Source organism: Halorubrum sp. B53 (assembly GCF_059752395.1).
In genome coordinates, this window is the sequence record NZ_MWTH01000005.1 from 45,800 (window position 1) to 58,663 (window position 12,864).

Below are 12,864 nucleotides of genomic sequence, written 5' to 3' on the forward strand. Positions count from 1 at the left end.
GGAAACGAAGGGGGTGCATACGCACGATCAAGGATCATATCGCCCGGCAAAACGGCGCGATTCGGAAAGCGTTAACCTCGCCCCGCCGGAGGATACGGGTATGAAGGTACTCGTGACCGACCCCATCGCGGACGCGGGGTTGGACCGACTCCGAGACGCCGGCCACGAGGTCGAAACGGACTACGACGTCGAGGGGGAGGCCCTCCTCGACGCCGTGAGCGACGCCAACGCGCTCATCGTCCGCTCCGGGACGGAGGTCACCGAGGCCGTCTTCGAGGCCGCCCCCGAGCTCGTCATCGTCGGTCGCGCCGGTATCGGCGTCGACAACATCGACATCGAGGCCGCGACTGACAACGGGGTCATCGTCGCCAACGCGCCCGAGGGGAACGTCCGGGCCGCCGCCGAGCACACGGTCGCGATGACGTTCGCCGTCGCCCGCTCGATCCCGCAGGCGCACGGCCGCCTCATCGGCGGCGAGTGGGCCAAAGGCGAGTTCCTCGGCACCGAGGTGAACAACAAGACGCTCACCATCGTCGGGCTCGGCCGCGTCGGGCAGGAGGTCGCCAAGCGGCTCGACTCGCTCGGGATGGACCTGGTCGTCTACGACCCGTACATCTCCGAGGAGCGCGCCGACCGGCTCGGCGCCGAACTCGTGGAGGACCTCCACGAGGCGCTCGCGCGCGGCGACTTCGCGACGGTCCACACCCCGCTCCTCCCCGAGACCGAGGGGATGATCGGCGAGGACGAGCTGGCCCAGCTGGAGGGAGGCTACCTCATCAACTGCGCCCGCGGCGGCATCGTCGACGAGGCCGCGCTCGCCGAGGCGGTCGACGACGGCGTCCTCGCGGGCGCCGCGCTCGACTCCTTCGCCGAGGAGCCGCTCCCCGAGGACTCGCCGCTGCTCGACGTCGAGGAGATCGTCTTAACGCCGCACCTCGGCGCCTCGACCGAGGCGGCACAGGAAAACGTCGCGGTCGACACCGCGGAGGCCGTGCTCTCGGCGTTCGACGACGAGCCCGTTCTGACGGCGCTCAACGCGCCCTCGGTCGACGAGACCGCGTTCCCGCGGATCAAGCCGTACATCGCCGTCGCGGAGACCGCCGGGAAGGTCGCCGCGCAGCTGCTCGACGGGCGGATCACGAGCGTGGAGACGGCCTACGAGGGCGACATCGCCGACGAGGACGTCGAGCTCGTCACCGCGAGCGCGCTGAAGGGCGTCTTCGAGCCGCTCGAGTGGCAGGTGAACGCGGTGAACGCGCCGCGGCTCGCCGAGGAGCGCGGCATCGACGTGACCGAGTCGAAGACCCGCCAGACGGAGGACTTCCAGAGCCTCGTGCGCGTCACCGTCCATAACGGCGAGGACTCCATCGCCGTCGAGGGGACCCTGTTCGCCGGCGAGGACCCGCGCATCGTCCGGATCGACGGCTTCCGCGTCGACGCGGTCCCGTACGGCAACATGCTGGTCGCGCGCAACACGGACGAACCCGGCGTCATCGGGCTCATCGGCACCGTGCTCGGCGACCACGACGTCAACATCGCCGGGATGTACAACGCCCGCGAGACGCAGGGCGGCGAGGCGCTCACCGTCTACAACCTCGACCACGACGTCCCCGACGCCGCGATCGAGGCGCTGCTCGACGACGACCGGATCGTCGAGGTCACCGAGATCACGCTCGACGAGGCCGACGAGCGACAGGCGGAGTAGCGGCTCGGTTCGACTTCTTTTCAAACCCAAAAATCGGTTTCGCGGCGTTCTACCCGTGCAGGTGGTCGAGCACCGCGTCCACGTCGTTCGGCACGGGCTCGGGGTCGCCGCCGGCCTCGTAAGCGGCCTCGGGGTCCTTCAGGAGGTGCCCCGTCGTCAGACAGACCACGCGCTCGTCGTCGTCGACGACGCCGGAGCGCCGGAGCTTCTTGAGCCCCGCGAGGCTCGCCGCGGAGGCGGGCTCGACGCCGACGCCCTCGGCGGCGAGGTGGCGCTGCGCGGCGGTGATCTCGTCGTCGCTGACGGCGACGGCAGTGCCGCCGGTGTTGCGGATCCCGGGGATCGCCTTCGGCGCGTTGACCGGGTTGCCGATGCGGATCGCGGTCGCGCGCGTCTCGACCTCCTCCCACCGCCGGATCTCGTCGTTCCCCGCCTCGATCGCCTCGACCATCGGCGCGGCGCCATCGGCCTGCACGCCGGTCAGCTTGGGGACCTCGTCGACGTCGAGCGCACCCGCCTGGACGAGCTCGCGGAACGCCTTATAAAGCGCGGAGGTGTTGCCGGCGTTGCCGACGGGGAGGACGATCCGGTCCGGGAAGACCCCGTAGTCGGCGTAGAACTCCTCTAAGATCTCGAAGCCGATCGTCTTCTGGCCCTCCAGGCGGAACGGGTTCAGCGAGTTGAGCAGGTACGCCTCGCCGCGGGCGGCCAGCTCCTGGACGATGTCGAGACAGGCGTCGAAGTTGCCGTCGACCTCCAGGATGCGGGCGCCGTGGAGGCTCGCCTGCGCGACCTTCCCCGCCGCGACCTTCCCCGCGGGGAGGAGCACGAGCGTCTGCATGTCGCCGCGCCCGCCGTAGGCGGCGAGCGCGGCCGAGGTGTTCCCGGTGGAGGCGCACGCGAGCGCGCCGACGCCAAGCTCCTTGGCGACCCGGACGCCGACGGTCATCCCGCGGTCCTTGAACGAGCCGGTGGGGTTCATCCCCTCGTGTTTGACTCGGAGCGTGTCGACGCCGACCGCCTCCTCGATCCGCGGGACGCGGTGGAGCGGAGTGTCGCCCTCAGGGAGCGTGACGCCCAGATCGAAGGGGAGCGCCTCGCGGTAGCGCCAGACGCCGCGGTCGGGGCCGTCGGAGGACGCGCCCGAGCCGAACTCGTCGAACGTCGGCGGGTCGGCGTAGCGCACCTCCAGTAGGCCGTCGCACTCGTCGCAGGTGTACCGGACGTCCTCGAAGGGGGCGAACGTCTCGTCGCACTCGATGCAGGCGAGCCACGTCCCGTCGTCGGCGCAGTCGGGCGCCGCCGGGGCCGGGGCGTCGATGGCGAGATCCATTACGTCGTCGTCCGTTCCGCCGCGGCTTAAGACGGGCGGTCCGGACGGACGTTGCCGTTTGCCCGCTCCGGGGCGAACCGGTTCGGGGCGGGGACGGCGTCGGGATGAAGTGTGATAGGACCGACCGACTCGGGCGTCCTCAGTCGACGATGATCTCGGAGCTCCCGTCGGACTCGTCGGGGCCGGAGCCGAGCCGGTTCTGATAGCGCTCGATCCAGTCGGCGAAGCAGTCGGGACAGAGCCGCTGGGTGTCGATGTTCGCCCGATCGACGCTCAGCCGGACGGTCCGTGCGAGCGCATCCGTCGTCGGCTCGCCGCAGGCGTCGCAGGGATCGGTCGTCGGCGCGTCGCTCATACCGATCGGTCGCGGGGACGGCTCTTAAAAGTACGTCGGCGGACTGGCGCGCTCGACGAGACGGGCGGGTCCGGACCGGCGGCGGCGACGCGCTAACGGCCTCAGACCGTCCGGAACGCGCGGTCGCCGGCGTCGCCGAGCCCGGGGATGATGAATCCGTCGTCGTCGAGCCGGTCGTCGATGGCGACCGTCAGCAGGTCCGCCTCGGGCACCTGCTCGCTCACGCGGACGAGCCCGTCGGGCGCGGAGACCGCCGAGAGGACGAACAGGTCCTCGAAGTCGCCGGCCTCGTCGAGGACGTGGTCGAGCACCGCGCACATCGTCGAGCCGGTCGCGAGCATCGGGTCGGCGACGATGACGGTGTCGTCGGGGCCGATCTCGGGGAGCTTCACGTAGTCGATGGTGATCGGGAACTCCCCGTCGGTCATCCCGGCCTCCTCGTCGCGGCCGGCGGAGATGACGCCCTGCTTCGCGCGCGGGAACGCCTTCAGGAGCCCCTCGACGAACGGCGTCGCGGCCCGGAGGACGTTGATGATCACCACGTCGTCGAGCCCCTTCACGCGCTCGCCGGTGGTCTCCTGTAACGGGGTCTCGACCGGGACGTACTCCGTCTCCATCGCCCCGTCGATGATCTCGTAGCCGCAGATGCGGCCGAGCTTCACCAGCCCCTTCCGGAAGGCGACCTGCTCGGTCTCGACGTCCCGGAGCCGCGAGAGGGTGTCCTTCGCCAGCGCGTGCGTGATGAGGTGCGCGTCGTCGCGGTCTTCGATCGTCATTATCGAGAGAGTGGCCGCGCCCGGCCTAAATTGTGGCGAACCCCGACGGCTCGCCCCCGGGTCGTCGCTCCCCGGACTCACCGCAGCACCGCGACGTACGTCACCCCGAAGATGATCAGCGCGAGCGCCCCGACGTTCACCGCGTTCAGCGCCGTCACGCCGAGCCGGTCGAGCCCCCAGACGACGGTCCATCCGAACCACGCGGACAGGACCGCGTTCAACAGGAGGATCAGCCGCGGGTCGCCCTTCGACTCCTCGACCCCCTCGCGGATCCCCTTCGGCTCCTCGCTCATACGAAACCCCGCGGGAGACCGGCACTTAGCTCTTGTCCGTGCGGCTCGTACGGCCGGCATGCGCATCGAGGTCCCCGTTCACAACCGTCACGGTGATCGGGTGGATCCGGTTCCCTTCCTCGTCACCGTCGGGATCGCGTTCACGTTCGCGCTCTCGTTCGGACCGATCTACGGCCTCTCGTACGGGCTCGCGCTCTCCACGTCGCTGGCGGTCTCGACGCTGGCGTTCGCGGTCGCGGCCGCGATCGCCTATCAGCAGCTCGTCCGCTGTGCCCCGCCGCTCGACGCCGGCCCGCTCCCGCCGGGGCCGCGGGTCGAACGCCTGCTGTACGCCGGGATGGCGCTCGGCGTCCTGATCGTCGCGCTGACCGTTCCGCTGCTGTGACCCGGCTCTCTCCGACACTTACCGCCACTTCGACTGTGCGTACGGTTCGCACAGCACCGGGAGACTAAGATGACGGAACTCGCATGATCGTTCATGGGGATTTTTGACACGGTAACGGACGTGATGGAGGGGTCGACACAGCGCGCGCCCGGCAACGCCGGCGACGACGGCTCTGAGGGCTCGTACTGGTGCGACGACTGCGGGGTGCGGGTCCGGGACGTCGACGTCGACGCGGAGGGGCTCGACCGCGACGCCGACGGGACGCCCGAATGCCCGGACTGCGGCGAGTCGATGCGGTTCGAGCGCGCGAGCGGGACCGGCTGCGCCTGCTGAGGTCGCCGCCCGCAGTTCGCCGGGTCGACGCTCCTTTTTAAGGCTCGCGGAGCGCCAGCTCCTCGCCCTGCTCGGTCGGGAAGGGGAGCTCCCCGTCGATCTCGCTTTCGTCCTCTCCGACCGCCGCCCACTCCTCGTCGGTGACGAGGGCGTCGTCCAGGCGCTCCCGGATCGCCGACTCGTCGACAGCCGTGCCGATGACGACGTACTCCGTCAGCCGGTCGCCGTGTTCGTCGTCCCAGTCGAGCTCCGGCCGGTTCGAGCGCAGCATGTCGCGCTCGACCGACGGGAGGCTCGCGATCCAGGGCCCCAGGGCCGTGACCCGGACCGACGCGCCGGCCTGCCCGACCTGCTGGCGCTGGTCCGTGCCCGCGACCCACAGCGTCCCCTTCGAGCGGACGACCTCGGGAGGCAGATCGCGGAGGACGGCGGCGATCCGGTCCGGATGGAACGGCCGCCGGCGGCGGTAGGTGAAGGAGGTGATCCCGTACACCTCGTCCGGGTGGCGATGCGCGTGGTCGCCGTGGGCGTGGCCCTCACCGTCGTGATCGGCGTGGTCTTCGGCGGCCTCCGCCAGCGCCCGCTTCCATCCCGGCAGGTCGCCGAGTTCGCCCGCGTCGAACAGCCCGACGTCGAGGATCCGGTCGGGGTCGACCGCGGAGAACTCCGCGACGATCGTCTCCGCGTCGGGCTGGAGGGCGCCCACGAGGTCGATCGCCTCGTCCATCTCCGCGTCGGTGCAGAGGTCGGCCTTGTTACACACGACGAGGTTCGACACCTCGACCTGCTCGACGAGGAGGTCGGAGAGCGGGCGGGCCTCCTCCTCGTCGTCCGCGGCGACGCGGCGCTCGGGGGTCTCCTCGCCGCCGAAGGCGTCGAGGAACCGCCGCGTGTCGATCACGGTCACCAGCGCGTCGACCCGGTAGCGGGCCGCCGCGCGCGACTCGGTCGTGAACAGCCGCGCGACCGGCGCCGGCTCGGAGATGCCGGACGATTCGACGACCAGGTTGTCGAAGGAGCGCTCGTTCGCGAGCCGCACCACGGCGGTCTCCAAGTCGTCCTGGAGCTCGCAGCAGATACAGCCGTTCGACAGCTCCGTGACGCCCTCGACGTCGACCTCGGACTCCTCGGCGATCAGCTCGGCGTCCACGTTGACGTCGCCCATGTCGTTGACCAGCACCGCGATGTCGCGCTCGCCGGCGTTTCGCAGGAGGTGGTTCAGCAGCGTCGTCTTGCCCGCCCCGAGGCTCCCCGAGAGCACGGTCACCGGAATCCGATCGTCGTCCATGACGATCGGTCGGTGTGCGGGCCCCTTCAACGTCGCGACGGCGGAACGGAGGGGACTCGCCGCCGGTCCCCCGTACCCTCTCGCCGGACGCCGGTACGTTGCTTCCGCCGGACGCCGGTACGTTGCTTCCGCCGGACGCCGGTACGTTGCTTCCGCCGGACGCCGATACGTTGCTTTCACCGGAAGCCGATACGTTGATACGTCGCGCCCGCGCACCGCAGACCATGTTCCAGTACGTATCGGCGGTAGGGATCGTGGCGATCGCGATGACCATCCTGATGGTCGCCTCGATGCTGTACCTCGTCTGGGGCGCGCTCGACGGGGACGCACACACGCCGTCTCCCGACCAGAGCGACCAGCCGGAGCTCGACGAGGGCGAGGAGTCGGGCGACTCGGACGCGCCGCAGGCCGAGCTGACCGCCGACGGCAACTCCGCCTGAGCGGCTCGGTTCCTCCGAGCGACCGACGCGAACCGCCGACGAGCGCCGGACGCCCGACCGCGACAGCTTTTAACACGCCCCGACCGTCACGACCGATAATGACAGTTGAAGACCGGATCGAGGCGTTCCGAGCCGCGCTCGAGGAGTGGCTCCGCGGCCTGTACCACGGGATGTTCACCCACCCGGCCTACGAGAAGATCGAGAAGGAGGCCGAGGACGTGGAAGACGAGTTCATGCTCGCGTGCTTCCCCGACGCTTTCGGCATCCCCTCGCCGGTCTCGTACTACACCGCCGAGCTGCTCCCCTACCTCGAAGACGAGTTCGAGGCGTGGGAGCGGCGGCTGTGGGACCGCGAGAGCCTCATGGAACGGAAGGGCCAGCAGTACCACTTCTGATGGAGCAGTTCGTCTTCTTCGGCGGGAAAGGGGGCGTCGGTAAGACGACCGTCTCGTGCGCCTACGCGCACCGCTGCGCGGACGCGGGACTGCGGACGCTCGTCGTCTCGACCGACCCGGCGCACTCGGTGTCCGACGTGTTCGATCAGGGGTTCGGCGACGACCCCGAGCCGGTCGACGGGGTCGACGGGCTCGACGCGATGGAGATCGACCCCGAAGACGAGATGCAGCGACACCTCCAGGAGATCCGCGAGGCGCTCTCCGAGCAGGTGTCGGCGGCGATGGTCTCGGAGATCAACCGCCAGCTGGAGATGTCGCACGGGACGCCGGGCGCGTACGAGTCCGCCCTCTTCGACGCGTTCGTGGACGTGATGCGCGAGGAGAGCGAGCCGTACGACCGCGTCGTCTTCGACACCGCGCCGACCGGGTCGACGCTGCGGCTGCTCGGCCTCCCGGAGTTCCTCGGCGACTGGATCGACCGCCTGCTGTACAAGCGCAAGCAGTCGATCGACCTGTTCGAGAAGGCCGCGATCGGCGACATGGAGCCGCGGCGGCTGATGGACGGCGACCCCGTCTTAGAGCGGCTCCAGCGCCGCAAGGAGTTCTTCGAGTTCGCGGGCGACACGATGCGGAACGACGCCGCCTTCTTCCTCGTGTTGAACCCCGACCAGCTGTCGGTCAACGAGACGGGTCGGGCGATCGAGGGGTTCACCGAGCGCGACCTCCGGGTCCGCGGGCTCGTGGCGAACAAGCTCACCCCGACGCCGGACGACGACGAGGAGGGGCGCGGGGCCAGTTACCTCCGGGACAAGGTCGCGACCGAGCGCGAGCGGCTCGATCAGGTCCGCGAGGAGTTCGACCCGCCGCTGGTCGCCGAGATCGAGTCGCGGACCAGCGAGGTCCGCGGGGACGTGCTCGCGGAGGTCGCGGCCGCGCTCGACGTCGAAACAGGACACCCCGTGGGTGCGCGCGAGTAGTTCTCTGAGCGCGCGAGTAAGAACCGACGTTCGAGTCGCGAAATCAAAGTTCATTTCGGAGAAACGAATCGCCGTACGGCTTCGAGTCGGGGGATCCGCTCGGGTCTCCCGCGTAACTATCACGGTCGAAGCCAATATTTAATACGCTCTTTCCGAACCGATTTCGTGAGGCAGGGGAACTCATGACAAACGTAATATGGATAATGGTCGCGGTCCTCGGAACGTTCACTGTCGGATACATGGGGTATTCGCGGTACCTCTCGCGGTTCGTCGAACTCGACGACGAGCGGGAGACGCCGGCACACAAGTACGAGGACGGCCAAGAGTACGTACCGTCGAAGAAGCCGGTACTACTGGGGCATCACTTCTCGAGCATCGCGGGCGGCGCGCCGATCGTCGGCCCGATCACGGCGGGGGCCATCTGGGGATGGGTCCCCGCGATGCTGTGGATCGCGATCGGCAACCCGCTGATGGGCGCGGTCCACGACTTCATCTCGCTGTCGAGTTCGATCCGTCACGAGGGGCGCTCGATCGGGTACATCGTGGGCCAGTACGTCGGGGAACGGGGGAAGAACCTGCTGCTGTGGTTCGCGTTCCTCACTATCATCCTCGTCGTCGCCGTGTTCGCGCTGGTCGTGGGGATTGTGTTCAACGCGTTCCCGCAGGTAACGACCGCGAGCTTCGTGTACGTGGCGCTCGCGCTCGCGTTCGGCGTCTACCTCTACCAGCTCAACGGACCGTTCGTCCCGGGGACGATCCTGTTCGTCGCCGGCGTCTTCGCCGGCGTCTGGGTCGGCATCCAGTACCCGTTCGCGCTGTTCGCGCTCGCCGAGGGGAGCCACCCCGCGGGGACGTTCGTCCTGTTCAGCGGGAGCACGGGCAGCTGGGTCCCGGGCGCGGCGGCGCTCGGCGGCAACACCGCCGCCTGGATCCCGGTCGTGATGGTGTACGCCGGCATCGCGAGTGCCCTCCCCGTCTGGGTGCTCCTGCAGCCGCGTGACTACCTCTCGTCGTTCCTGCTGTACGCGGGGGTCGGCGGGGGCGTGCTGGCGATCATCGTCGGCACGATCTTCGGCACGTCGAGCCAGGAGCTCACGATCGACTCCTCGATCGGCGTCTTCGAGGGCTTCTGGGGGATCGAGGCGGCCGGCCTGTTCCCGCTGTTCCCGTTGCTTTTCATCACCATCGCCTGCGGGACGATCAGCGGGTTTCACTCGCTCGTCTCCTCGGGGACAACCTCGAAGCAGCTCAACAAGGAGAGCGACGCCCGCCTGATCGGCTACGGCGGGATGCTCGGCGAGGGGCTGCTCGGCGCCCTCGCGCTGTCGACGCTCGCGGTCGCCGGCTTCGCCGGTGACGCGGCCGCCGGCGGCATCGGCGGCGCGCTGCCGAACTTCGCGACCGGCGGCGGGATCATCCTCACCAGCTTCGGGATCCCGCAGGCGATCGGGAGCGTGTTCATGGCGCTCGTCCTGGTGAGCTTCCTGCTCACCTCCACCGACACCGCCGTGCGCCTGGGTCGGTACATGATGGAGGAGATCGTCGGCATGGACGACGGCATGACCGTCTCCGGGCTCTCCGGCGGTATCGGAGCGGCCGCTCGCGGTCGATACACGAATCCGGTCATCCAGATCGGCATCGCGTACGTGCTCGTCATCTCGGGCCAGTGGCAGACGCTCTGGGGACTGTTCGGCGGCGCGAACCAGCTGCTGGCGGCGCTCGCGCTGCTGACGGCGACCGTGTGGCTCGCCAACTGGGACGAGTCCAAGCAGCTCGTCTCCACCGGCGTCCCGATGGCGGTGATGGTGACGATCACCGTCCTCGGGCTGACGTGGGTCGCGCTGTACAACAACCTCTACGTCAACCTCATTCAGGGCGGCGCCGGGACGCTCGGCGCGCAGCTGTCGTCCGCGGCGCAGATGATCCTCGGGATCGTGCTGATCTACATCGCGCTGTCCCTCGTCCGGATCGGGGTCGGTAATCTCCGGTCCGTGCGCGGCAGCGACGCGCCCGCGGCCGAGCCGAGCGACGACTGACGGCGACGCCGCTCCGCGGTGCTGTTTCTTTTTTAAAAGTACACTTTCGCGCCCCAGCTATCGCCAGAACCGCTTGGCGAACCGCGAGAAGATCCCGTCGTCCGGCTTCTCGACCGGCTCCCACAGCCGGAGCGCCTCGGCGCTGCTCGCGGCCTCGCTGGCGACGAGCCGCTCCTCGTCGGGCGCGACGACGACGAGGTTCACCTCGTAGTGGCCGTAGTAGCCCAGCTTCAGCAGCGTCCGGTCCCGGAACCCGTCGACGAACTCGGCGACGTCCTCAGGGATCCGGTCTGCGACGAGCACGACCGTGATATCGGTCCCGTAGTGCTGCTCGTTCCCGTCGACGCGCTCGTCGGCGACGCCGTGGGCGAACTCGACGAGCCGCTCCAGTTCCCCGACCGTCGGGGCGGCGACGCGCCGGGCGAACAGGTGCTCCATCACGTCGTGGTCCGCGTAGCTCAGGGCGGGGTGGAGGAACTGCTTCTGGTTGCGCATCCGCATCTCGGCGGTCAGCTCGAAGCGCTCGCCGTCGACGACGACGTCGGCGTCGAGGTCGTAGCTGTACATCAGCCGGTCGGAGACGCGATCGAGGTACTCGTCGTCGTAGTCGGGGACTGCCTCCCGGATCTCGGCCGGCAGCTCCTCGGGCGCGCGCCGGTCGCCGTCCCCGCCGGCCGCGTCACTCATCGTCCGGATCGTAGGCGACCGCGTCGTCCGCGGCGGGCGGCGCGCCGATCGCCAGCACGGTCACGGGGCCGTCGGCGTCGGCCGGGTTGTACGCGCGCTGCGGGCTCTCGGGGTCGACGACGAACAGGTCGTCCGCGGGCACCTCGTAGATCCCCTCCGGCGTCTCCACCGAGAGCGTCCCGTCGAGGACGTAGAACGCCTCCTGTTGGGTCTCGTGGTAGTGGTACGCAAGCGGGAGCTGCTCGCCCGGATCGGCGCGGAACCGGTTGATCGCCGCGGAGTCGAACCCCCCCGGCCCGGCGAGCTTCCGGCACTCACAGGGGCGGTCGGGCTTCGGCTCCACCGAGTCCGTGTCGACGACGCGGTATCCCATGTGAACTCATTCCACGGAGCGATTGAAAAGGTCATCGGGCCGGCGTCGGGCCGACAGCGGACCGCCATCGGGCCGGCGTCGGTCGGTTCCGAGGTCGACGGTGACGACAGAGAACGTCCCGTAGCGGGGCCGACGAGGGGATTTAAGGCCGTCGAACACGATCGTTCGGTAGAGATACATATGTCCGACGACGAGATCCAAGCGGAGGCGTGCGGACGGTGCTCCATGTCGACCGTCGTGGGCGCGGTGAACGGGGACAAAGACCCGGACGAACGCACCGAGCACGACCCGTTCGCCGGCGAGCGCATCGAGGTCGACGAGTCCTCGATCCGGCGCGTGTCGCCCGCCGGGTTCCTCAGCGACCTCAAGGACCGGGTCGACGAACTCGGGCGTCGGCTCTCGTACGGGAAGTAGGCGGTCGCGCTCATCGACCGGGGTACCGGCGCACGCTCGCGCCGCGTCGGAGAGACTTATACGCGTTCGTTTCCTACGGGGGCCCACGCGATGGAAGAGAGCATCTCCGGCTTCAAGGTGCGCGGGGACTGGGGCGACGTCGTCGAGCACGGCGAGCGGATCGCCTTAGCGCTCCGCGAGACGGGCGCCGACGGCGACGCCTTCTACGAGTTCGACGACTGGCGCCCGAAGTCCCACGAGCGCATCGACGAGGACGTGTCGGCGAAGACCGCCGAGCAGGCGTCCGTCGGCGAGGGCGAGGGCGAACAGGCCGGCAAGACGCCGGGCGACGACCTCCAGACGGCCGGCGAGAAGCTCACCGAGTCCTACGAGAAGGTGGAGGAGAACGACACCGAGAGCGCCATGGAGCGGTGGGGCGAGTCGATCGGCCACGTCGCCCGCGCGGCCGACTCGGCGAGCCGCAAGGCGCTCCGGAAGGTGGAAGACACCGTCTACCAAAATGTGATGACCCAGATGGCGCCGTACTACTTCGACAACGAGCTCGTCAGCGCCAACATCCAGGAGGTCGGGCGCGGCGAGGACGGCGAGACGTTCGAGTTCGAGGTGAACGTCAACGACGACGAGCTGAAAGCGGAGGTGAGCGACATCCTCGCCGAGTACGAGTCCGAGATCGACCGCTGGCACGTCGAGACCGAGAAGCGCACCGACGACGTCGCCGCCGCCGAGGGCGTCGAACCGCCCGAGGAGGAGGGCGGCCCGGACTCGACGATGACGTAGCCCCGTCGACACACGCACGGTTTTAATCCGACGACCCGCGAAGGGGACCTATGACCGAGGTACTCCGGATCGAGGCCGGCGAGCTGTCGTCCGACGAGATCATCGACGCGCTCAACGACGGGAGCCGGGTCCTCGTCGACGTCGAGGTCGCCGGCGGGCGCCACGAGGTCGTGCTCCGCTACGACGGGGAAACGTACCACTGTGACACGCCGACGAACCTCCACCGCCACGCGGACGAAGCGGAGATGCGCGGCTGTATCGACCGCATGGGGTACGCCGCCTCCGAGCAGTAGCCGC

General features: G+C 69.2%; 17 protein-coding genes. 10 read left to right on the forward strand and 7 right to left on the reverse strand.

All coding sequences use genetic code 11. The features are described from left to right. Positions 1-100: 100 nt before the first annotated feature. Positions 101-1,705 (forward strand): phosphoglycerate dehydrogenase, encoded by a 1,605-nt coding sequence (gene serA / locus B4V06_RS03690; RefSeq protein WP_123113555.1) that lies wholly within the window; start codon positions 101-103, stop codon positions 1,703-1,705. A gap of 49 nt (positions 1,706-1,754) precedes the next feature. On the opposite strand, the gene thrC is transcribed toward serA, so the two are convergent. The 4 genes from thrC to B4V06_RS03710 all read right to left on the reverse strand — a co-directional run bounded on the left by thrC (position 1,755) and on the right by B4V06_RS03710 (position 4,462). Then, positions 1,755-3,038: a threonine synthase gene (gene thrC, locus B4V06_RS03695; protein ID WP_123113554.1), complete on the reverse strand. Its 1,284-nt coding sequence runs from the start codon at positions 3,036-3,038 to the stop codon at positions 1,755-1,757. A 139-nt stretch (positions 3,039-3,177) separates the two neighbouring features. Next, the gene (locus B4V06_RS03700; RefSeq protein ID WP_123113553.1) at positions 3,178-3,393 is read right to left on the reverse strand and encodes a DUF7569 family protein; all 216 of its coding nucleotides are present in this window, start codon (positions 3,391-3,393) and stop codon (positions 3,178-3,180) included. 101 nt (positions 3,394-3,494) lie between these two features. After that, entirely contained in the window at positions 3,495-4,169 is a 675-nt protein-coding gene (upp, locus tag B4V06_RS03705) for a uracil phosphoribosyltransferase (protein WP_498167543.1), read from the reverse strand. Between the two features lie 77 nt (positions 4,170-4,246). After that, positions 4,247-4,462, reverse strand: a complete 216-nt coding sequence (locus B4V06_RS03710; protein WP_123113551.1) for a DUF8107 family protein — start codon at positions 4,460-4,462, stop codon at positions 4,247-4,249. A gap of 58 nt (positions 4,463-4,520) precedes the next feature. Here B4V06_RS03710 and B4V06_RS03715 point away from each other — a divergent pair, with 58 nt between their 5' ends. Both B4V06_RS03715 and B4V06_RS03720 read left to right on the forward strand, forming a co-directional pair. Beyond that, positions 4,521-4,847: a hypothetical protein gene (locus B4V06_RS03715; RefSeq protein WP_123113550.1), complete on the forward strand. Its 327-nt coding sequence runs from the start codon at positions 4,521-4,523 to the stop codon at positions 4,845-4,847. A gap of 93 nt (positions 4,848-4,940) precedes the next feature. Next, on the forward strand, positions 4,941-5,180 hold the full coding sequence (locus B4V06_RS03720) for a hypothetical protein (protein WP_123113549.1): 240 nt from the start codon (positions 4,941-4,943) through the stop codon (positions 5,178-5,180). Between the two features lie 37 nt (positions 5,181-5,217). Here the strand turns inward: B4V06_RS03720 and B4V06_RS03725 are convergent, their stop codons facing one another. Continuing rightward, positions 5,218-6,468 (reverse strand): CobW family GTP-binding protein, encoded by a 1,251-nt coding sequence (locus tag B4V06_RS03725; protein WP_123113548.1) that lies wholly within the window; start codon positions 6,466-6,468, stop codon positions 5,218-5,220. Positions 6,469-6,692: 224 nt separating this feature from the next. On the opposite strand from B4V06_RS03725, the gene B4V06_RS03730 reads away from it, so the two are divergent. The 4 genes from B4V06_RS03730 (at position 6,693) to B4V06_RS03745 (ending at position 10,316) form a co-directional block, all read left to right on the forward strand. Continuing rightward, positions 6,693-6,908, forward strand: coding sequence for a hypothetical protein (locus B4V06_RS03730; RefSeq protein ID WP_123113547.1), 216 nt, complete (start codon positions 6,693-6,695; stop codon positions 6,906-6,908). Between the two features lie 98 nt (positions 6,909-7,006). Beyond that, the gene (locus B4V06_RS03735) at positions 7,007-7,303 is read left to right on the forward strand and encodes a DUF7990 family protein (RefSeq protein WP_123113546.1); all 297 of its coding nucleotides are present in this window, start codon (positions 7,007-7,009) and stop codon (positions 7,301-7,303) included. Beyond that, the gene (locus B4V06_RS03740; RefSeq protein WP_498167547.1) at positions 7,303-8,280 is read left to right on the forward strand and encodes an ArsA family ATPase; all 978 of its coding nucleotides are present in this window, start codon (positions 7,303-7,305) and stop codon (positions 8,278-8,280) included. Before B4V06_RS03735 ends, B4V06_RS03740 begins: the two co-directional genes overlap by 1 nt. Positions 8,281-8,462: 182 nt before the next feature. Then, positions 8,463-10,316 carry a carbon starvation CstA family protein gene (locus B4V06_RS03745; protein ID WP_498167549.1) on the forward strand — a complete coding sequence of 618 codons (1,854 nt, stop codon included), beginning with the start codon at positions 8,463-8,465 and terminating at the stop codon, positions 10,314-10,316. A gap of 57 nt (positions 10,317-10,373) precedes the next feature. On the opposite strand, the gene B4V06_RS03750 is transcribed toward B4V06_RS03745, so the two are convergent. Further along, complete coding sequence (locus B4V06_RS03750) at positions 10,374-11,003, reverse strand: DUF8052 family protein (protein ID WP_123113543.1); 630 nt, start codon at positions 11,001-11,003, stop codon at positions 10,374-10,376. Continuing rightward, a complete protein-coding gene (locus tag B4V06_RS03755; protein ID WP_123113542.1) occupies positions 10,996-11,376 on the reverse strand; it encodes a cupin domain-containing protein in 381 nt (126 codons plus the stop codon). The genes B4V06_RS03750 and B4V06_RS03755 overlap by 8 nt, the downstream gene beginning before the upstream one ends. Before the next feature lie 180 nt (positions 11,377-11,556). Between B4V06_RS03755 and B4V06_RS03760 the strand changes: the two genes are divergently transcribed. The 3 genes from B4V06_RS03760 (at position 11,557) to B4V06_RS03770 (ending at position 12,860) form a co-directional block, all read left to right on the forward strand. Further along, positions 11,557-11,790: a DUF8007 family protein gene (locus B4V06_RS03760; protein WP_123113541.1), complete on the forward strand. Its 234-nt coding sequence runs from the start codon at positions 11,557-11,559 to the stop codon at positions 11,788-11,790. Positions 11,791-11,880: 90 nt separating this feature from the next. Then, on the forward strand, positions 11,881-12,567 hold the full coding sequence (locus tag B4V06_RS03765; RefSeq protein ID WP_123113540.1) for a DUF5828 family protein: 687 nt from the start codon (positions 11,881-11,883) through the stop codon (positions 12,565-12,567). 50 nt (positions 12,568-12,617) lie between these two features. Then, on the forward strand, positions 12,618-12,860 hold the full coding sequence (locus tag B4V06_RS03770) for a DUF8001 family protein (protein WP_123113539.1): 243 nt from the start codon (positions 12,618-12,620) through the stop codon (positions 12,858-12,860). Positions 12,861-12,864 lie beyond the last annotated feature (4 nt).